This is a genomic window from Nocardia sp. bgisy118 (assembly GCF_057708605.1).
Genome location: NZ_JBYISM010000048.1, coordinates 1 through 20,185 on the forward strand (window position 1 = coordinate 1; position 20,185 = coordinate 20,185).

Here is a 20,185-nt window from a genome sequence, read left to right on the forward strand (position 1 = left end):
CTCGGCACACGGGCGAACTCGGCACACGGGCGAACTCGGCACACGGGCGAACTCGGCGCCGCCTCGCCGATCATCGGCTAGGCGGCGCCACGCGAAAATTCGCACCTTCCCGCCCGCGAAGGCGCAGCACTTCGGCGGTCCGCCCGCGACGATGTGAGAAGCGTTCTCCGACAGTCCTATTCGATGTTCGTTCACCGCGACGCGACGCGGAAACGTCGATAGAGTCACGAGCACCTCCCACACCGACGCCCGTGAAAGCCGAGTCGTGATGACCTTCTCTGTCGCCGAGCGTTTGATCCAGCCCGCCTCACTCCGCACCGTGCAGGTCGGCGCCCTACAAGTCACCTACCTACCCGACGGCCTGACCACCATGAACGCGCGAGCCTGGCTGCCCACCGCGCCCGACGGGTTCTGGAGCAGACACAGCGAATACCTCGACGCCGACTCCTTCGTCGCCGGCGTCGGCGGACTGCTGATCGAATACGGCGAGCGGGCCATGCTGATCGATGCCGGATTCGGCCCGCTGACGTTCCGTACCGGGGTCGGGATCTTGCGCGGCGGCGCGCTGCTCGACAACCTCGCCCGGGTCGGCCGCGAACCAGCGGAGATCGAGACCGTCGCCGTCACCCACCTGCACGCCGACCATTTCGGCTGGCTCTGGCAGGCGGCGCCCGGTGCGCGCCGGACACCGTTCGCGCACGCGCGGGTCCTGATCTCCGAAGTCGAGTGGCATCACCGCGACCTCGCCGCCGCCGACGGTACCACCGCCGAGATGCTCGACATGTTCGCCCACCAGGTCCGCACCGTCGCCGAGGGCGACGAGGTCTTTCCCGGCGTGCGGGTGCTGGCGCTGCCAGGGCACACCACCGGCCACACCGGGTTCGTCATCGGCACGGGCGAGCACCGGCTCGTCGCGTTCGGCGACGCGCTGCACTCGTCGCTGCAGATCGCTTACCCGGAGCTCTCGGCCGTGGCCGACCGCGACCCGGTGCGGTCGGCGGACGTGCGGCACGGTCTCGTCGAGGAACTCGCCGCGCCCGGCACCCTCGGCTACGGCTGCCATTTCGCGGACGTCCAGTTCGGCAGCGCCGTCCCGGCCACCGCCGGGCACATCTGGCAGCCGCACCGATTCGCTGCGGCGGATCGAGCCCGGTGACCATACGCTGGATGCGGTGAATCTCCTCGAGCGGTGGACCGCACACAAGCGACGGGATCCGGTCGGCGCCGAGATCGACGAGATCTTCGGGCCCTCGCGCAAGCACATCCACGAACGCAAAGAATGGGTAGCGGTCGCCAAGCTCGACGACCGGCAGGCGGGCGACGATCCGCTGGTCGACCTGGAATCCGGGGTGGTCAGGCTGCCCGCGCCCGCACGGGCCCGCTGACGTCCATAGCTTTGTGACATATCTCCCGGAGAAATTGTTCGGCTGTGCGGGCTGTCGTCAACAGGGAAGATTGCTTCGAACCGGAAATATCGCGGCGCCACGATCGCCGCCGGCCCCCCGGAAGGATCACCCGAATTCATGGAGCAGCGGCAACCCACCGCGGAGGTCTTCGAAAACGCCGTGGCGATGGCGGTCCGCGCACCGTCGGTGCACAACACCCAGCCGTGGCGGTGGCGAATATCCGAACGATCCGTCGACCTGTACGCCGACCCGCGCCGTAGGTTGCCGTCGACCGACCCGACCGGCCGCGCGCTGCTGCTCAGCTGTGGCGCCGCGCTGCACCACCTGCGCGTCGCGCTCGCGGTGCACGGCTGGAGCGCAGAGGTCGACTACCTGCCCGATCCGGCCGACCACGATCATCTGGCCCGCATCTCGGTGGACACGGACAGCCCGACCCGCGACGACATCGATCTCGGGGCCGCCATCGCGCACCGTCAATCCGATCGCAGGCACTACTGCGACCGTAGGGTCCCGTACGGCCGCTTGCGCCAGGTCGCGCAGCGCGCAGTGCCGTTCGGCGCGGTGGCGCGGGTGGTCCCGCCGCCGCTGCGCACGCCCCTCGGCCAGGTGACGCGCACGGCGGCCGGTCGGCACGCTCACGATCGCGCCTATCTCGCCGAGCTCGCCGCGTGGAGCGGCAGGCACGGCACCGCGGACGGCGTGCCCGCGGCCAACACCCCGCGACCGCGTCCCGATGACCACATCTCGCAGCGCGCCTTCCTCGAGCCGGAACTCGCCGATACCTCCTTCGAGACCGACGGCTCGGAATGGCTGGTGATCGGCACGGCCGACGACGATCGCCGCACCGAACTGCGGGCGGGTGAGGCCGCCAGCGCCCTGCTGCTCACCGCGACCAGCCTCGGCATGGCCAGCTGCCTGCAGACCGAACCGCTCGGCGTGGCCGAATTGCGCTCCGCCATCCGCGCCGACGTGCTGCACGACTGCGCCCATCCGCAGGCGATGATCCGGCTCGGCTTCATGCCGGCCAGTGTCGCTCCGCTGCCGTCCACCCCACGCCGCCCGGTCCACGAGGTGATCGAGACCGGGGTCCGCGCTTAGGTACACCTGGACCAATGCTGCCGGACGCCGGTCCCTCTTCGAGCCGCGCACGGCCGCAGCGGATGCGGAGGTACGCCTAAGCCGTTGCGGGCGCGAGGTTCTCGCCGCGCAATCGCTGCGAGATGACCTGGGTGATGCCGTCGCCGCGCATGCTCACGCCGTACAGCGCGTCGGCGATCTCCATGGTCGGCTTCTGGTGCGTGATGACGATCAGCTGGCTCTTCTCGCGCAGCTGCTCGAACAGCCCGATCAGCCTGCGCAGGTTGGTGTCGTCCAGCGCGGCCTCCACCTCGTCCATGACGTAGAAGGGCGAGGGGCGGGCGCGGAAGATGGCGACCAGCAGGGCGACCGCGGTCAGCGATTTCTCGCCGCCGGACAGCAGCGACAGGCGCTTGACCTTCTTGCCCGGCGGGCGAGCCTCCACCTCGATACCGGTGGTGAGCATGTCGGACGGATCGGTGAGCAGCAACCTGCCCTCGCCGCCGGGGAACAGCTTGGCGAACACCTCGACGAACTCGCGCTCGACGTCGGCGTATGCCTCGGTGAAGACCTGCAGGATGCGCGCGTCCACCTCGGCGACCACGTCGAGCAGGTCCTTGCGCGCGCTCTTGACGTCCTCGAGCTGCGTGGACAGGAAGTTGTACCGCTCTTCCAGCGCCGCGAACTCCTCCAGCGCCAGCGGGTTCACCTTGCCGAGGGTGGTCAGGTCCTTCTCGGCGCGTTTGGCGCGGCGTTCCTGACCGGCCCGGTCGTAGGGCATCGGCTGCGGCGCGCTGACCTGTTCGCCGCGCTCCTTGGCCTGCTCGTACTCCGCCCATTCCAGCGGCGAGGGCGGCAGCGGCACGTCGGGACCGTACTCCGCGATCAGGTCGTTCAGCGCGATGCCGAACTGTTCTCCGATGGTCGCCTCGAGCTGCTCGATCCGCAGTGCGGCCTGCGCCTTGGCCACCTCGTCCCGATGCACCGCGTCGGTGAGCTGGGCCAGCTGGGTGCTCAACGCGCGCGCCCGCTCCTTGACATGGTCCACCTGCGCCGCGCATTCGGTGCGGCGGCGCACCAGGTCGTCGCGGCGGGCGCTCGCCTCGGCCACCACCCGCTCCAGCTCGCCCGCCACCCGCGCGCCCGACTCGGCGACGGCGGCGGCCACCGCCGCGGCTTGCCGTCGCGCGGCCTGCGCGCGTTCGGCGCGGGCCCGCGCCTCGCGTTCGGCGCGGGCCGCGCGGCGCAGCGAATCCGCTTTGCCGCGAACCGATTCCGCGCGTTCCTCGGCCGTGCGCACGGCGAGCCTGGCCTCCACCTCCATGGAGCGGGCCTCGGCCAAGGCGGCGGCCGCCTCCTCGCGGTCACGGCCGGCGGTCTCGGTGCCCGCCGCGCCGAGGCCGTCGGCGTCGATCTCGGATTGTTCGAGTTCCGCGTGCCGCAGCCGGTCCTCGAGCTCGGCCAGCGCGGCGAGCGCCTCCTCGCGCCCGGATTCCGCCTCGGTGCGCTGAGCGGCGAGCCGGTCGCTGTCGGCCTGTGCCGCGCGGGCCGCCTGGCCGAGCCTGCCGAGCCGGTCGTAGCTGGCCATCAGCGCCTGATCGGATTCGTGCAGCGAGAGCAGCGCGTGGTCCACCGCCTCCTTGCGGTCGGCCTGTTCGGCCAGCGCGCCGGAGAGCGCCGCCTCCAGCTGCTCCGCGCGCCGCTGCGCCGCGACCAGCTGAGATTCGGCCGCGTCGATATCGGCCTGGATCTCCAATTGGCTGGGGGCGCGGTCGGATCCGCCGAGCAGCCAGCCGGTGCCGGTGAGATCGCCGTCGCGGGTGACCACCCGCAGCTCGGGGCGGGCCGCGACGAGTTCGGTCGCGGCCGTGAGGTCGTCGACCACCGCGATACCCGCGGTGAGCGCGCCGATGGCCGCCCGCACCGACTCCGGGCATTCCACCACGTCGGCCAGCCACCGGGCCGAACCCGGCAGCGGATCGCCGGTCGAGCGCGCGGATTCCGCGGCGCCGAAAACGAATGCGGCGCGGCCGCCGTCGGCCGCTTTGAGCGCGCGCACCGCCGCGTGCGCGGCATCCTCGGTGTCGGCGGCCACCGCGTCGGCGAGCGGGCCGAGCGCCGCCGCGACGGCGGCCTCGAACCCGGTGTGCACCCGCAGCAGCCCCGACAGCGGGCCGAGCAGTCCGTCCGCGCGGTTCTCCACCAGCCAGGCGGCGCCGTCGCGGCGGGCCAGGCCCATGCCGAGCGCCTCGATACGCGCGGACAGCGAGGCCACCCGCTTGCCCGCGTCGCGATCCTGTTCGCGCAGCTCGGTGACCCGCTGGTCGGCCAGCTCCAGCGCCTGCACGGCGTGCTCGTGCTGGGCGTCGAGCCCTTCCTCCCCCGCGTCGAGTTCGCCGAGTTCGTCCTGCACGCTGTCGAATTCGGCCTGCGCGGCCTCGCCGCGGTGCCTGGCCTCGGCGATCGCCACCGAAAGCCGGGCGATCTCCGCGTCCACCGACTGCGCCCTGGTCCGCAGCGTGTCGACCTGGCCGGAGAGCCTGGCCAGACCCTCGCGCCGGTCGGCGATCGCACGGACGGCGGCCAGGTGCGCCTGTTCGGCGGCCTTCGCGGCGTGCTCCCGTTCGGCCAGCTGATCCCTGGCCGCCTCCAAGGTCTCCACCGCGATCTCGACCGCCTCGCGCAGCTCGGCCTCCTCGGCCTCGACGCGATCGGCCTCGGCCTCGAGCTGATCGGGGTCGCGGCCGGTGCCGACCGGCGTCTCGGTGTCGAGATGGCGGGCCCGGTCGCTCGCGATGCGGATGGTCGCGTTCACCCGCTCGGCCAGCGCCGAGAGCTGGAACCAGATCTGGGCCGCGGCCTCCGCGCTCGGAGTGAGCTTGGACAGCTGGAATTCCTGCTGCGCCAGCGCGGCGTTCGCGGCGTCCAGCTCGGTCTGCACGGTGATCTGCTGTTCGCGGGCGTAGGCCTCTTTGCTCTGCTGGCTCTCCAGCTCGCCGCGGCGGGTCACCAGGTCGTCGGCCGCCAGCCGCAGGCGTGCGTCGCGCAGGTCGGCCTGCACGGTCGCCGCGCGCCTGGCCACCTCGGCCTGCCTGCCCAGCGGTTTGAGCTGGCGGCGCAGTTCGGTGGTGAGGTCGGTCAGGCGCGCCAGGTTGGCCTGCATCGCGTCCAGCTTGCGGACCGCCTTCTCCTTGCGCTTGCGGTGTTTCAGCACGCCCGCCGCCTCTTCGACGAAGGCGCGGCGGTCCTCGGGGCGCGATTCCAGGATCGCGGAGAGCTGGCCCTGTCCGACGATGACGTGCATCTCCCGGCCGATGCCGGAGTCGCTGAGCAGTTCCTGCACGTCCATCAGACGGCAGGAACTGCCGTTGATCTCGTATTCGCCCGCGCCGTCACGGAACATGCGCCGGGTGATCGAGACCTCGGCGTAGTCGATGGGCAGCGCGCCGTCGGAGTTGTCGATCGTCAGGGTGACCTCGGCGCGGCCGAGCGGAGCCCGTCCCGTCGTGCCCGCGAAGATGACGTCCTGCATCTTGCCGCCACGCAGCGCCTTCGCACCTTGCTCGCCCATCACCCAGGTGAGCGCGTCGACGACGTTGGACTTGCCGGAACCGTTCGGGCCGACCACACAGGTGATACCGGGTTCGAAGCGCAGCGTCGTCGCGGACGCGAAGGACTTGAAGCCCTTCAACGTCAAACTCTTCAGGTGCAAATTCGACGACCTTTCCGTGCGCGGTGGTCGGACGCGTCCCCGCGGGGCGACCAGCCATGGTATCCGCCGGTCGCGGCTGGGTTCGTCGGCGGGCGGCGCACCGCGTCGCGGGTGGGCTTCGAGGCGACCGGTGCGATCCAGGTTAACGAGTCGGCAGGCGATGTTTCGCATTTCGATGTGCTCGAGGTTTGCCACAGGCGCGTTCCGGCACCATCGCACCTGGTCGCCTCCGGGCCGGTCGCACCCGGATCGGCCACATCGCGCCGCATCACAAGGGGCGCCAGGCCGCTTGGGCGGATCTGGACCCGAGCCTAGCTGCCGAGAGCTGGTAATCGACCGGCATCCGCCGGGCTAGCGACCGCCTGTCGTCCCTGGCGCTTACGGTCTCCCACCGGAGGGCTCCTGCGCTTACGATCCTGTCTGATTCGGCAGCGGCAAGTCTTGTTCGGGAGCTATCAGCGGATGCGCGCACCTTCGGTCGACACCGGCACGGCTCTCCGGCTTGCCCGGATCGGCGCGCTCGTCGTCGGCTGTCTGCTGTTCCTGCACGCGTGCGAACGCACCAGGCGGGTCATCCCGGCCGACGTCTGGATCGAGCTGGCGATCGCCGCCGCGCTGGGCGTCGCCGCCATGGTCGTGGCCTGGTTCGAGATCGTCCGCGCCGAAGAACTGGAAGACGAAGAGGATCTCGAACCCGCCGCCGACGAGGCCCGCCGGGCGGAGCCGCCGAACGAGTGCCGCATCGAGTCCGGCGGGCGCACGGTGCGCGCTCGCATCGCCAAGTCGGGCAACCTCGTGCTGCACGGCCACGACCACGACGGGCGGCACCCCGGCCACGAATGGTCCTGGACCTTCCGGCCCGAAACGTTCTCCGCCATCCGCGCGGCGCTGGGCGGCGACAGCGAGAGCGATCTGATCGAACTCCTCGAAGACGTCGTTCTCGAGGCGGGGCCGGAGATCAGGGACGACCCCGGCGCCTGGCTGCGCGCGCACGGCATCGCCGCCGCCTATCGCGAGAAGGGGGATCACCCGAGCCGCGTCACCACCAAACTGCCGATCTTCCGTGTCGGCATGCGGCGCGTGCCCGAGGCCGACCGTTCCGCGGCGCTCCCCCGCGCCCGAGTTACCCGTGCGACGGACGAGGCGGCGCCGGAGCGGGCACGACCCGCAACGGCCCGCGAGACGGTCGCCCCGCGGGCCGACGGGAGCGCCGTCGCGTCCCGTCGCGCGGCATCGGCCCCCGCCTCCCGACGGTCAGCGCAGGTCACCGAATCTCGGCGGTCCGCCCCGGTCACCGAATCCCGTCAGTCCGCGCAAGTCACCGAATCCCGGCGGTCCGCCCCGGTCACCGAATCCCGTCAGTCGACGCAAGTCACCGAATCCCGGCGGTCCGCCCCGGTCACCGAATCCCGTCAGTCGACGCAAGTCACCGAATCCCGGCAGTCCGCGCAAGTCACCGAATCCCGGCGGTCCGCCCAGGTCACCGAATCACGGCGGTCCACCCAGGTCACCGAATCACGGCAGTCCGCGAAGGACACTGAATCCCGCCGCGCCACACCGGAAGCCGAACCTGCGGACCACCGCCCCGCGCTGCCCCGGCGCAGCCGCACCACAGACGCTCCGGAGCGGTCGGCAACCCGGCGCACGCGCTCCGCCCACGAACCTCCGCGCCCAGCCGAGGAACCGGCAGCCGAAAGGCGGGCACCCGAACGCGCCGCTCGCCGGTCGCGCCCGCTGGACGCGCCGCCCTCCGTACCCGTCGACCCGATCGCACCGGAACGGAACGGTCGTCCATCCGCCGCGGACCTACCGTCGCGCGATCGCGGCGCGGCGCCGCAGAGCCGTCATACGGCGGCCGCTTCGACCCCGTCCGCCGCACCGCCGAAGCGCATGCCCGCGGCGGCAGTCGCTTACGAGGCGGCCTCCGACCGAAGCGTCCCCCCGCGGCGTAGACCCGCCGCGGCGGCCGCTTACGAGGCGACCTCCGAAGACCGACACACCTCGGAACCACCCGAGCGCAGCTATCCACCGCCGACGTCCGAGCGCCGCGCGCACCGCTACCGGTAAGCAGCGCTTCACCCGGGCAGTTCAGCTCTCTCCGCGCACTTGCCCGCGATCGGTTCGGACGGAAGCCGACTACCCCGCCCGCTTGCCGCCGCGTCCCGATTCCCAGCCGGTGAGCATGCGGAAGGCCAGGACCGCGCCCCACGGGCCGATGACCCAGACCGGCCACGGGTAGGTGAATTCGCCGACGCCGATCGAGATGGCGGCCCAGATGACGAGCACCAGGATGCTGACGCCGAGCCAGCTGCTGCCCTCGATGCGCTGCCACACGGGGATGCGCGGGCGTGGCTTCGGTTGCGCGGCGGCCTCTTTCGACAGCTTCGGCAGGTCGGAGAGCACCAATTGCAGGTCGTCGCGGGTGGCGGTGCCGTAGACGCGCGCGACCCGCTGGTCGTATTCGGCCAAGTCGATGCGGCCGTCGGCCATGTGCCTGCCGAGCAGCCGCACGATCTGGTCGCGTTCGGCGTCGGAGGCGCGGGTACCGGTCGAGATGTCCATGCCAGTTCCTATCGACGATTCCACCCTCCACAGTGGAATATTCGATAATCGTGCACCCTCCAATGTGGAGTGTCAACCCCGCACGGCGCGTCGCCTACCTGTCGGGTACGCGCGGGCTCCGGCCCGACTTCACCCGACAGCGCCCCCGCGCGCCGCGCGGCACGGCAAGATGGTTCGGGTGCCGACGGCGGCATGCGAGCTTCGAGGAGGATTTCGTGTCCGAAACCGTGCGCGGCGTCATCGCCCGAGCCATCGGCGCTCCGGTCGAACTGGTCGACATCGTCATCCCCGATCCCGGTCCGCACGATGTCGTCGTGCGGGTGCAGGCCTGCGGCGTCTGCCACACCGATCTGCACTATCGCGAGGGCGGCATCAACGACGAGTTCCCGTTCCTGCTCGGCCACGAGGCCGCGGGCGTGGTGGAGACGGTCGGCGCCGCGGTCACGCACGTGGCTCCGGGCGATTTCGTGGTGCTGAACTGGCGCGCCATCTGCGGCGAATGCCGCGCCTGCAAGCGCGGGCGCCCCTGGTACTGCTTCGCGAGCGACAACGCGAGCAAGAAGATGACCCTCACCGACGGCACCGAGCTCAGCCCGGCGCTCGGCATCGGCGCCTTCGCCGACAAAACGCTGGTGCACGAAAGACAGTGCACCAAGGTCGATCCCGAGGCGGATCCAGCCGTCGCGGGCCTGCTCGGCTGCGGCGTGATGGCGGGCATCGGCGCCGCGTTGAACACCGGCAACGTCTCGCGCGGCGACACCGTCGCGGTGATCGGCTGCGGCGGGGTCGGCGACGCCGCCATCGCAGGCGCCCGGCTGGCCGGGGCTCGCACCATCGTCGCGATCGATCGCGACCCACGGAAACTGGCCTGGGCCACCGAGTTCGGGGCCACTCACACCGTCGACGCGAGCGCGGAGGACGTGGTCGCTCGCATCCAGGAGCTCACCGACGGCTTCGGCGCCGACGTGGTGATCGACGCGGTCGGCCGTCCGGAGACCTGGAAGCAGGCCTTCTACGGCCGCGATCTGGCGGGCACCGTGGTGCTGGTCGGCGTCCCCACGCCCGACATGACGATCGAGATGCCGCTGATCGACCTGTTCTCCCGCGGCGGCGCGCTGAAATCCTCCTGGTATGGCGACTGCCTGCCGGAGCGCGACTTCCCGATGCTCGTCGACCTGCACCGGCAGGGCAGGCTGCCGCTGGACCGCTTCGTCACCGAGCGGATCGCGCTCGACGAGGTGGAGCGGGCCTTCACCGCCATGCACGCGGGCGAGGTGCTGCGCTCGGTGGTGGTCTGGTGAGCGCGCGCATCGACCGGGTGGTCACCTCGGGGACCTTCTCCCTCGACGGCGGGACATGGGCGGTCGACAACAACGTCTGGCTCGTCGGCGACGACCGCGAGGTGCTGGTGGTGGACGCGGCGCACGACGCCGACGCCATCGCGGACGCGGTCGGCGGGCGGCACGTCGTCGCGGTGCTGTGCACGCACGGCCACAACGACCACGTCACCGTCGCGCCGGAACTCGGCGATCGATTCGACGCGCCCGTCCTGCTGCATCCCGCGGACGATCCGCTGTGGCGGATGACCCATCCGGACGCGGGCTATCGCTCGCTCGCCGACACCACCCGTATCTCGGTGGCGGGCACCGAGATCGAGATCCTGCACACGCCGGGACACTCGCCCGGCTCGGTCTGCCTGTACCTGCCGGACCTGCACGCGCTGTGCACCGGCGACACGCTCTTCGCAGGCGGCCCCGGCGCGACCGGCCGCTCCTATTCCGACTTCGACACCATCATCGATTCCATTCGGGACCGGCTGCTCACGCTGCCCGAGGAGACGACGGTGCACACCGGGCACGGCGAGGGCACCACCATCGGCGCCGAGAAGCCCGCGCTGGCGGACTGGATCGCCCGCGGCCACTGAGCGCGGCGCGGGCTCCGGGAACGAACCGCGCCGCCCGCCGGTCAGAGAATGGCGACGGCCACGACGAGGCCGAGCGCGAAGTGGGCGGCCGCGACCACGAGCACCTCGGTGGTGAAGGTCTCCGAGTGCAGCGCGGCGCCGATATCGATGCCGAGGACGCGTTCGACCACCCGCACCGAAACGACCTGGGCGACAATGCCGACCAGACCGAACACCAGCGAGGCGATCAGCCCTTCGGCCAGCTTGCCGCCGGACGAGTAGATGGCGAGCACGACGATGAACGCCATGCTGAGCATGCCTGCCGCCGTGACGATGATCGCGTTGGGCTTGCCCTCGGCCACCAGCCCGCGCAGGGCGCCCGGTGTGGTCAGGTCGATGGCGTAGAAGCCGACGAGCATGAGCACGAGGCCGACCAGGGCGTAGAGGACGATCGCCCCTACGCCTTCGCCGAGCGCGCTCCAGTACCCCGATTCGAGGGCGACTGCGGTCATCGTGGTCCTTCCGGAAAGGTTCGGTGCTGGTGTGGTGGTCGGTGGTGCTCGCGCACCGGTCTATTCGGTGGGTATGCGGTGCGGAACGAACGCCGCGCCGTCGTCGGTGATCAGTCCCGCGGTCTCCCTGATGCCGAGTCCCGCGGCGGTGTCGCCGACGATCCAGGCGCCGAGCACGGGCCGCATCTCGTCGAATTCCGGGAGCGGGTCGAGCAATTGGTACACGAAACCCTCTGCGCCGTAGACGCCGCCGGTGGCGGTCTCCAAGCCCGCGCCCACGATGGTCATGTTGGCGCCCTCGCGGCCGAGCTTGGGTTTGCGGATGTACTCGGTGAGCTCGTTGGGCTGATCGAGATAAGCGGGCAGCAGGTTCGGGTGCCCGGGATACATCTCCCACAGAATCGCGAGGATCGCCTTGTTGCTGAGCAGCGTCTTCCACAGCGGCTCGATCCACATGGTCTGCGGCAGGCTCTGCACCACGCGCTTGCCGAAATCGTCGTCGAGCACCCACTCCCACGGGTAGAGCTTGAAGATCGACTCGATCGGCGCATCGGCCAGATCGACGAAACGCTCCAGCTCCGTGTCGAATCCGATTTCCTCGATGGGCAGCGCGATGGTGTCGAAGCCCGCCTCCGCGGCGGTCTCCTGCATGTAGGCCGTCGTGACGTTGTCCTCGCCGGTGGCGTCGGCCGAGGACCAGGTGAAATGCAGCTGCGGCGAGGGCAACGTGTCGCGCAGCACGCCCCAGCGCTCGACCAGCTTCTCGTGCAAGGAGTTCCACTGGTCGTCGTCGGGGTACAGCGCGGTCAGCCAGTGCCACTGCACGATCGCCGCCTCCAGCAGCGAGGTCGGCGTATCGGCGTTGTACTCCAGCAGTTTCGCCGGGCGGCGCGCGTCGTAGCGCAGGTCGAAGCGGCCGTACACGTGCGGGTCGCCGCGCCGCCAGGATTCGGCGATCGGCGCCCAACTCCATTCCGGCAGACCGAAATCCCGGAACCGCTCGGTGAGCACGACGTGTTCGACGGCGTTCAGGCACATCGAGTGCAGCAGTTCGACATCGGCCTCGAGCGCGAGGATCTCCGGCATGTCGAACTCGTAGTGCACCGACTCGTCCCAGTACGGGCGCGGCAGACCGCTCGCGTCACGGCCCGGTGCGCCGTAGACCAGGCCCTGCCCCTCGATGATTCGCTGCCAATCCTGGCGCGGTGTGCCGCGGACGCGACGCATCAGGAACCACCGCCGCCGGTGCTCTTGCTACCGAGCCCGCCGCGCTGGATGGTGGTGCCGGACTTGGTGGTGATCTGGGCGCCCTTGGGTTTCAGGGTGGAGCCGCCGACGGGCGGCTTGCCGACGGTGTTGCTGCCGCCGTAGTAGTAGCGGTACTGCGGACCGCCGCCGTAGATGATGATCGGGCCCGCGTGGCTGTGCGAGCCGCCGCTGTCGTCGACGAAACCCGCCTGGCCCGGCCCGCAGTACTTGTCCTCGACGACGAGCTCCTGGCCGTTCTCGGTCTGCACGCAGTAGGCGGTGACCTCGTCCGGCGCGGTGAGCGCCCGGTACGCCAGATATCCGCCGCCGACGAGTCCCGCGACGCCCACGATGGCGATGCCGCCGATCAGCACCCGGTTGCGGGTGCGTTTCTTGGCGTCGGCCGCCGCCTGCGCCGCGCGCTGCGCGTCGGCGGCGCGCTTGCGAGCCTTGTCCCTGGCTCGCGCCTCGGCCACGGTCGGCGGGCGCGGCTGGGTGACGCCAGGCTCCTGTCGCTGGATGCTGCCCGGCCGCGGACCGAGGGGCGGCGGTGGTTCCTGCGGGCTCGGTAGGTCCGGCGGCTCGGGCACGTTCAGCTGGGGGGTGGTCCACTCCGGTTCCTTGGCGGGCTCGTCGGGACGCTGTTGGTCCCCGTCGCCCGAATTCCGCGTGCTCACCGATCCCTCCCCATGCCCTTCGGACCCACCACTAGCGCTCCTCGAATCCGGTCGAATCTCCCCGCGGGGGCTCCCAGCTTTCCACAACCAAGGTCACCCGACCAGGAGTATCGCCCGATCGCAGCAGTTCCAGCAACCGCTCGCACGCCGCGCGGCTGCCCTCCGCGATCACGTGCACCCGGCCGTCGCTGGTGTTGCGCGCGGATCCGACCAGACCGAGCTCCAGCGCCCGCGCCCGCGTCCACCAGCGGAAACCGACGCCCTGCACCGTGCCGTGCACCCAGGCGCCGAGCCGGACCCGGTCGGTGGATGCGGCCGCGCCGTGCGGAGTTTCAGTCATCCGATCAGAATGCCGTACCCGCCGCCGCGCGCGGCGCAGGGGGCAGGACGTGGCGAACGCCCGGCGGCGCATCGTCGCGGCCGGGCGTCCGGGATGTCGTCAGAGCTTGTCCGCGCTGCCACCACAGCGAGCGGACTTCGTCCTCAGGAGTCGACGTCGAAGGAGAGGGTGACCTTGCTGCCCGCCTTCAGCGTGCGGCCGACGGTGCACACCTTGTCGATGGCGCGCTGCACGGTGACCAGCAGCCGCTCGCGCGCCTGCTCGTCCAGTTCGCTCAGGTCGAGCTCGAACACCTCGTCGAGCTGCGGGTAGACCTCGTTCTCCCGGTCGGCGTCGCCGGAGACGCGGATGGTCGCGTCGAAGTTGTCGCCCAGTTTGCGCGAGAGCGGGAAGTCCGCGCTCAGCCCGGAGCAGGCGGCCAGCGCGATCTTCAGCAGCTCGCCGGGGGTGAACACACCGGGCACGCCCTGCGATCCGATCAGCACCTCGGCGCCGCGGGAGCTGCGGCCGGTGTAGGCACGGGTGCCGGTGCGCTCGACCCAGAGGGTGGTCGGCTCCGCGGTGGTCGATGCCGTAGTGGCGGTCGCAGGGGCAACGGTTGGTTCAGCCATGGGTTCGATCCTGCCATCTTCGTCGGGAACGGCTCACGCCTGCCAACATCGCTCGGGCGGACACCATTCCTGGCTGCGACCCCGGCCACACTCCCGGCCGTCGCTGCCGGACGCGGTCAGACCTGGAAGCGGTACCCCATGCCCGCCTCGGTCAGCAGGTGCCGCGGACGTGCGGGATCGTCCTCCAGCTTGCGCCGCAATTGCGCGAGATAGACCCGCAGATAATGGGTTTCGGTCGCGTAGGACGGACCCCAGACCTCGCGCAGCAATTCCTTGCGGCCGACGAGCTTGCCCTTGTTGCGGACCAGCATCTCGAGCATCCCCCACTCGGTCGGGGTGAGATGGACGGGCTCGCCGTTCTTGGTGACCTTCTTGGCGGTCAGGTCGACGGTGAACGAATCGGTCACCACCACCGGATCGGACGTCTCGCCGTCGGTCGCCCCGCGGCGCACGGCCGCGCGCAGCCGGGCCAGCAGCTCGTCCATGCCGAACGGCTTGGTCACGTAGTCGTCGGCGCCCGCGTCGAGCGCCTCCACCTTGTCGGTGGAGTCGGTGCGCGCCGAGAGCACGATCACCGGCGCGCTGGTCCAGCCGCGCAGTCCGCCCAGCACCTCGATGCCGTCCATATCCGGCAGGCCGAGATCGAGGATCACCACGTCGGGATGTTTGTCCGCGGCCGCGCGCAGCGCCGCCGCTCCGGTTCCCGCGGTGATCACCTCGTATCCGCGCACCGACAGGTTGATCCGCAGCGCGCGCACGATCTGCGGTTCGTCGTCGACCACGAGCACCCTGATCGACGGAGCCTGCGCGGCTCCGGCTTCCGGCCTGTCCTCGTTCACCACGAATTCCCTTGCAGCCCCGTCGGATTCGACACCTTCCACCACCCTCGTCATCCGTGCGCGCCCCCGGTCCGCGCCGCGTCCTCGCCGTCCCTGCTATTTCTGCCATCCTCCCCCGCACCGACGCGCTCCCCCGAAGCCGCGCCGGACGACACACGCCCGATCCCGGCGTCGGAGGCGCGCCGCGCGCTCGCCCCGGTCCCTCCGCTCGTCGCGGGCACGACGCCCGAGCCCGCCTCGGGCGCGATGCCCCCGTCCACCGCGGGCGTAGTGTCGCGGCCCGCCGACGCCCGGTCGCGACTCTGCTCCGACGCTTCGCCGGACCCGTCCCCGTCGCCCGCCGCACCGCCCTGGTCGCCGACGTCCGACGCTTCGAGAGCTGCACTCCCCACGGCGACGGCCGACTCCGCGGCGGGCAGGTCGACCAGCATCGTCAGTCCGCCGCCCGGTGTGGGTTCAGCGTGCACGACGCCGCCCATCGCCTCGACGAAGCCGCGCACCACCGAGAGACCGAGCCCGACGCCGGTGGTGTTGTCCCGGTCGCCCAGCCGCTGGAACGGCTCGAAGAGCTGTTCCTCCGCGCCGGGCGGCACGCCGGGTCCGCGGTCGACCACCGCGATCGCGACGTGGTCGCCATCGTGTTCGGCGGTGACCCGGACGTGGGTGTCGGGCGGTGAGTGGCGAATCGCGTTGTCGATCAAATTGGCCAGCACGCGCTCCAGCAGCCCCGCGTCGGCCAGCACCGACACCTCGTCGACGGATACCTCCACCCGATTCAACGCTGCGCGGCGCAGGCCGCGCGCGCCCATCCCGACGCTCACCAAGGCGCGGTGCGCCACCTCGTCCATGTACACCTGTCGCAGCTGCGGGCTCACCACGCCGACGGCCAGTCGCGAGGAATCGAGGAGGTTGCCCACCAGCGCGGTCAGCTGGTCCACCGATTCCTCGATGGTCTCCAGCAATTCGGTGGTGTCCTCCGGCGAGAACTCGATGTCGTCGCTGCGCAGGCTGGACACCGCGGCCTTGGCGCCCGCCAGCGGCGTCCGCAGATCGTGGCTCACCGCCGAGAGCAGCGCGCGGCGCAAGCGGTCGGCCTCGAGCAGCGCCGCCGCGGCGCTCGCCTCCTCGGCCAGCCTGGCCTGGCGCACCAGACCCGCCGCCTGGTTGGCCACCGCGGTGAGCACCGGCAGGTCGGCGGCGTCGAGCGGGTGCCCGGCCAGCAACAGCAGGCTGGTGCCGTCCCCCGCCTCGATGACGGTGTCGGCGGCGCCCGGCCGCTCCGGCGGCTCCATACCGACCCGCGCGACGACGGTTCCCGCGCACACCATGCTCACCGCCCGCAGCCCGAACGTCTCACGCACCTGCTCGAGCAGATTCGGCAGATCGGCCCCGTGCAATACCGCACCGGCGAACATGGTCAACAGCTCGGCCTCCCGAGACGCCTTGCGCGACTGTCGCGTTCGCTTGGCGGCGACGTCCACCAACGCGGCCACCGCGAGCGCGACGAACAGCATCACCACCACGGTGACGAAGTTGTCCGGTTCGGCGATGGTCAGGCTGTAGCGCGGATCGGTGAAGAACCAGTTCAGCAGCAATCCCGACAGCAGCGCCGAGAACGCGGCGGGCAGCACGCCGCCGAGCAGCGCGACCGCGACGACCCCGATGAAGAACACGGCGCTCAGCCCGCCCAACTGGAGGTAGCCGTCCAGCGCCACGGCGCTGAGCACGCACACGAGAATCGGGACCAGGATCGCGGCGGGCCAGGCGAGCGCCGGTTGGCGCGGCACCAGAGCACGCCAGCGCAGACCGCGGTGGGCCTCCTCGTGGGTGACCATGTGCACGTCGATCTTCCCCGAGCGCTGCACGACGGCCGAGCCGATGCCCTCGTCGAAGATGCGCGCCCACCGGGAACGGCGTGAGGTGCCGAGCACCAGCTGGGTCGCATTCACCTCGCGGGCGAATTCCAGCAGCGTGCCAGGCACGTCGTCACCGGTGACGGTGTGCAGCGAGGCGTCCAGGCTGCCTGCGAGTTCGCGCAGCCGAGCCAGCCGCTCGGTCGACACGCCCGCCAGCCCATCCCCGCGCACCACGTGCACGACGACGAGATCGGCGCTGGACTTCGTCGCGATCCGGCTCGCCCGGCGCACGATCGTCTCCGACTCCGGGCCGCCGGTCACCGCGACCACCACGCGCTCGCGCGCCTCCCACAGCTCGGTGATGTGGTGGTCGGCGCGGTATTTCGCCAGTGCGGCGTCGACCTGGTCGGCCAGCCACAGCAGCGCGAGTTCGCGCAGCGCGGTCAGATTGCCCGGACGGAAGTAGTTGCGCAGCGCGGCGTCCACCTTGTCGGCCGCGTAGACGTTGCCGTGGGAAAGCCTGCGCCGCAATGCCTCCGGTGTGATGTCCACCAGTTCGACCTGTTCGGCGTCGCGGACCACGGCGTCCGGCACCGTCTCGCGCTGCGTGATCCCGGTGATCCGCTCGACGACGTCGTTGAGGCTCTCGAGATGCTGGACGTTGACCGTCGAGATGACGTCGATGCCCGCGTCGAGCAACTCCTCGACGTCCTGCCATCGCTTCTGATTGGCGCTGCCCGGCGTGTTGGTGTGCGCGAGTTCGTCCACCAGCACGACCGCGGGCGCGCGCCGCAGCACCGCGTCCACATCCAGTTCCGGGAACCGCGCGCCGCGGTACTCGATGATCTTCGGCGGAATCCGCTCGATACCCGCCAGCAACTTCTCGGTCTTGGCCCGGCCGTACGTCTCCACCACCGCCGCCACCACGTCGCGACCACGCTCCAGCCGCCGGTGGGCCTCGCCCAACATGGCGTAGGTCTTGCCGACACCGGGCGCCGCACCGAGGTAGATCCGTAGTTGACCGCGCTTCACACGTCCATCATCGCGCTTTCCAGCATCCACGCCGCGAATCCCTCTGATCAGGCGGCGTGCTGCACCGGCCTTCACGCATCGAAGCCCGGCGCGGCGTCTCCCGGCCGAGCACTCGGCGACGCGACGGTCACCGGCCGCGACTCCGTTGCGCGCAGCGAGAACACGCGAATGACCAGCGCGCAGCACACGAATCCGAGCAGCACCGCGACGGTGACGGGGGACATATCGAACCTTTCCACACGGTGAGCAAGGCGTCGGTCGCGCGGATACACCGCCCGACCGGCCCCACCAGGAATACCGCCGCCACGGACGCCAGTGGCGGATCTTTACGGTCTATTGACGGTCCCGCCCCGGTCCTTGACGTCATCCTTGTGCGCACCCTGCGCGGGAGACACGACACCGGTCCGGCTCGTGCCCGAGACCGGTGTCCCGCCCGCCCGACCCGTTAACGGACCGTCAATGGCGCGCCAAGAGGCGCTAAGAACTCGTCAGGGAAGCGGCCACGCCCCCGAATGGGCGCTTGACTCGCTGTGCGCTCCGCATCCGGGAGCCGCAAGGAGGTCGAAAAGTCATGTCTGTCGTGGTGTTCACGGCGCTCACGGTCGCGGTGTTCGCACTGCTGGGTCTGGTGCAACGAGGGGTGGAGAAGCTGTGACCGCGAACCTGATCGGTCTCGCGCTCGCCGTTTCCGTGGCCGTCTACATGGTCGCGGCCCTGCTCTTCCCCGAGAGGTTCTAGGTGAACACGACAACCGCGGGGATCGTCTTCGTGGCGTCCCTGGTTCTCGCGCTGGCCCTGGTGCACATCCCGCTCGGCGACTACATGTACCGCGTCTACAGCAGCGCCGAGCACTCCCGCGCGGAGCGGCTCGTCTACCGCGCCATCGGCGCACAACCGGAGGTCGAGCAGACGTGGGCCGTCTACGCCCGCAGTGTGCTCGCGTTCTCGGCGGTCAGCATCCTGTTCCTGTTCTTCTTCCAGTTGATCCAGGGCAGACTGCCGCTGCACCTGAACGATCCCGCCACCGAGATGACCCCGGCGCTGGCCTGGAACACTGCCGTCAGCTTCGTGACGAACACCAACTGGCAGAACTATTCCGGCGAGACCACCCAGGGCCACTTGGTGCAGATGGGCGGGCTCGCGGTGCAGAACTTCGTCTCGGCGGCGGTGGGCATGGCGGTCGCGATCGCGCTGGTGCGCGGGTTCGCCCGCAGGCACACCGGCGACCTCGGCAACTTCTGGGTCGACCTGGTGCGCGGCACGCTGCGCATCCTGCTGCCGATCGCGTTCGTGTTCGCGATCGTGCTGGTGGCGGGCGGCGTCATCCAGAACTTCCAGCTGCACGATCAGGTCGCCCAGACGATCGCGGGCGCGCAGCAGACGATCACCGGCGGCCCGGTCGCCAGCCAGGAGGTCATCAAGGAACTCGGCACCAACGGCGGCGGCTTCTACAACGCCAACTCCGCCCACCCGTTCGAGAATCCGACGACTTGGACGAACTGGATCGAGATCTTCCTGATCCTGGTCATCGCCTCCTCGCTGCCGCGCACCTTCGGCCGCATGGTCGGGAGCACCAAGCAGGGCTACGCGATCGTGGCGGTGATGGGCACGATCGCGCTGACGAGCATCGCGCTGACGAATCTCTTCCAGTTGCAGAACCACGGGACCGTGCCGACGGCCATCGGAGCCGCCACCGAGGGCGTGGAAACTCGCTTCGGCGTGTCGAATTCGGCCACCTTCGCGGCCGCGACCACGCTCACCTCCACTGGCGCGGTGGACTCCTTCCACGATTCCTACACCAGCCTCGGCGGCCTGATGACGATGTTCGACATGCAACTAGGCGAGGTCGCGCCCGGCGGCGTCGGCTCCGGCCTGTACGGCATGTTGATCCTCGCGGTGATCACCGTCTTCGTCGCCGGCCTCATGGTCGGACGCACCCCGGAGTACCTGGGCAAGAAGATCACGCCGCGCGAAATCAAGCTGGCCGCTTCGTATTTCCTCATCAGCCCGCTGCTGGTGCTGACGTTCACCGCGATCGCCATGGCGCTGCCCGGCCAGCGCGCGAGCATGCTGAACGGCGGGCCGCACGGCCTGTCGGAGGTGCTGTACGCGTTCAGCTCGGCCGCCAACAACAACGGCTCCGCCTTCGCGGGCCTCACCGGCAACACCGAGTGGTACAACACCGCACTCGGTCTGGCCATGGTGCTCGGCCGGTTCCTGCCGATCATCTTCGTGCTCGCGCTCGCCGGATCACTCGCCAAGCAGGGCACCACGCCCGCCTCGATCGGCACGCTGCCGACCCATCGCCCGCAGTTCGTCGGGCTGGTGGTCGGCGTGACCGTGATCCTGGTCGCGCTCACCTTCCTGCCCGCGCTCGCGCTCGGGCCGCTCGCCGAAGGAATCCACTGAC

General features: G+C 70.5%; 18 protein-coding genes. 8 read left to right on the forward strand and 10 right to left on the reverse strand.

Translation table 11 applies throughout. The features are described 5' to 3' along the window. The first annotated feature begins 268 nt into the window (after positions 1 to 268). From AC3EO7_RS36420 to AC3EO7_RS36430, 3 genes are all read left to right on the forward strand, one after another. Positions 269 to 1,156: an MBL fold metallo-hydrolase gene (locus AC3EO7_RS36420; RefSeq protein ID WP_435593702.1), complete on the forward strand. Its 888-nt coding sequence runs from the start codon at positions 269 to 271 to the stop codon at positions 1,154 to 1,156. A 16-nt stretch (positions 1,157 to 1,172) separates the two neighbouring features. Next, a complete protein-coding gene (locus AC3EO7_RS36425; RefSeq protein ID WP_435593703.1) occupies positions 1,173 to 1,385 on the forward strand; it encodes a hypothetical protein in 213 nt (70 codons plus the stop codon). 138 nt (positions 1,386 to 1,523) lie between these two features. Continuing rightward, on the forward strand, positions 1,524 to 2,504 hold the full coding sequence (locus AC3EO7_RS36430) for an Acg family FMN-binding oxidoreductase (RefSeq protein ID WP_431969500.1): 981 nt from the start codon (positions 1,524 to 1,526) through the stop codon (positions 2,502 to 2,504). Between the two features lie 76 nt (positions 2,505 to 2,580). On the opposite strand, the gene smc is transcribed toward AC3EO7_RS36430, so the two are convergent. Then, the gene (gene smc, locus AC3EO7_RS36435) at positions 2,581 to 6,195 is read right to left on the reverse strand and encodes a chromosome segregation protein SMC (protein ID WP_435593704.1); all 3,615 of its coding nucleotides are present in this window, start codon (positions 6,193 to 6,195) and stop codon (positions 2,581 to 2,583) included. A gap of 462 nt (positions 6,196 to 6,657) precedes the next feature. On the opposite strand from smc, the gene AC3EO7_RS36440 reads away from it, so the two are divergent. Continuing rightward, positions 6,658 to 8,262 carry a hypothetical protein gene (locus AC3EO7_RS36440; protein ID WP_435593705.1) on the forward strand — a complete coding sequence of 535 codons (1,605 nt, stop codon included), beginning with the start codon at positions 6,658 to 6,660 and terminating at the stop codon, positions 8,260 to 8,262. A 69-nt stretch (positions 8,263 to 8,331) separates the two neighbouring features. On the opposite strand, the gene AC3EO7_RS36445 is transcribed toward AC3EO7_RS36440, so the two are convergent. Then, positions 8,332 to 8,757, reverse strand: a complete 426-nt coding sequence (locus AC3EO7_RS36445; RefSeq protein WP_435593706.1) for a DUF1707 SHOCT-like domain-containing protein — start codon at positions 8,755 to 8,757, stop codon at positions 8,332 to 8,334. A 215-nt stretch (positions 8,758 to 8,972) separates the two neighbouring features. Here AC3EO7_RS36445 and AC3EO7_RS36450 point away from each other — a divergent pair, with 215 nt between their 5' ends. Further along, positions 8,973 to 10,058: an S-(hydroxymethyl)mycothiol dehydrogenase gene (locus AC3EO7_RS36450; RefSeq protein ID WP_435593707.1), complete on the forward strand. Its 1,086-nt coding sequence runs from the start codon at positions 8,973 to 8,975 to the stop codon at positions 10,056 to 10,058. After that, complete coding sequence (locus AC3EO7_RS36455) at positions 10,055 to 10,681, forward strand: MBL fold metallo-hydrolase (RefSeq protein WP_431969505.1); 627 nt, start codon at positions 10,055 to 10,057, stop codon at positions 10,679 to 10,681. The genes AC3EO7_RS36450 and AC3EO7_RS36455 overlap by 4 nt, the downstream gene beginning before the upstream one ends. A 41-nt stretch (positions 10,682 to 10,722) precedes the next feature. On the opposite strand, the gene AC3EO7_RS36460 is transcribed toward AC3EO7_RS36455, so the two are convergent. The 8 genes from AC3EO7_RS36460 to AC3EO7_RS36495 all read right to left on the reverse strand — a co-directional run bounded on the left by AC3EO7_RS36460 (position 10,723) and on the right by AC3EO7_RS36495 (position 17,999). Next, positions 10,723 to 11,172 carry a DUF350 domain-containing protein gene (locus tag AC3EO7_RS36460; RefSeq protein ID WP_431969506.1) on the reverse strand — a complete coding sequence of 150 codons (450 nt, stop codon included), beginning with the start codon at positions 11,170 to 11,172 and terminating at the stop codon, positions 10,723 to 10,725. Between the two features lie 60 nt (positions 11,173 to 11,232). After that, entirely contained in the window at positions 11,233 to 12,399 is a 1,167-nt protein-coding gene (locus AC3EO7_RS36465; protein WP_435593708.1) for a glutathionylspermidine synthase family protein, read from the reverse strand. Further along, positions 12,399 to 13,097, reverse strand: coding sequence for a hypothetical protein (locus tag AC3EO7_RS36470; RefSeq protein WP_431969508.1), 699 nt, complete (start codon positions 13,095 to 13,097; stop codon positions 12,399 to 12,401). Before AC3EO7_RS36470 ends, AC3EO7_RS36465 begins: the two co-directional genes overlap by 1 nt. Before the next feature lie 31 nt (positions 13,098 to 13,128). Next, entirely contained in the window at positions 13,129 to 13,437 is a 309-nt protein-coding gene (locus AC3EO7_RS36475; RefSeq protein ID WP_431969509.1) for an acylphosphatase, read from the reverse strand. A gap of 143 nt (positions 13,438 to 13,580) precedes the next feature. Beyond that, positions 13,581 to 14,048, reverse strand: a complete 468-nt coding sequence (locus AC3EO7_RS36480; RefSeq protein ID WP_431969510.1) for an OsmC family protein — start codon at positions 14,046 to 14,048, stop codon at positions 13,581 to 13,583. Positions 14,049 to 14,164: 116 nt separating this feature from the next. Beyond that, a complete protein-coding gene (locus AC3EO7_RS36485) occupies positions 14,165 to 14,836 on the reverse strand; it encodes a response regulator (protein WP_431969547.1) in 672 nt (223 codons plus the stop codon). 101 nt (positions 14,837 to 14,937) lie between these two features. Next, positions 14,938 to 17,775, reverse strand: a complete 2,838-nt coding sequence (locus AC3EO7_RS36490) for an ATP-binding protein (protein WP_435593709.1) — start codon at positions 17,773 to 17,775, stop codon at positions 14,938 to 14,940. Between the two features lie 71 nt (positions 17,776 to 17,846). Further along, positions 17,847 to 17,999 carry a hypothetical protein gene (locus tag AC3EO7_RS36495; RefSeq protein ID WP_435593710.1) on the reverse strand — a complete coding sequence of 51 codons (153 nt, stop codon included), beginning with the start codon at positions 17,997 to 17,999 and terminating at the stop codon, positions 17,847 to 17,849. 235 nt (positions 18,000 to 18,234) lie between these two features. On the opposite strand from AC3EO7_RS36495, the gene AC3EO7_RS36500 reads away from it, so the two are divergent. After that, positions 18,235 to 18,513: a potassium-transporting ATPase subunit F gene (locus tag AC3EO7_RS36500; protein WP_431969513.1), complete on the forward strand. Its 279-nt coding sequence runs from the start codon at positions 18,235 to 18,237 to the stop codon at positions 18,511 to 18,513. Continuing rightward, positions 18,514 to 20,184 carry a potassium-transporting ATPase subunit KdpA gene (gene kdpA / locus AC3EO7_RS36505; RefSeq protein WP_435593711.1) on the forward strand — a complete coding sequence of 557 codons (1,671 nt, stop codon included), beginning with the start codon at positions 18,514 to 18,516 and terminating at the stop codon, positions 20,182 to 20,184. Position 20,185: the final 1 nt, after the last annotated feature.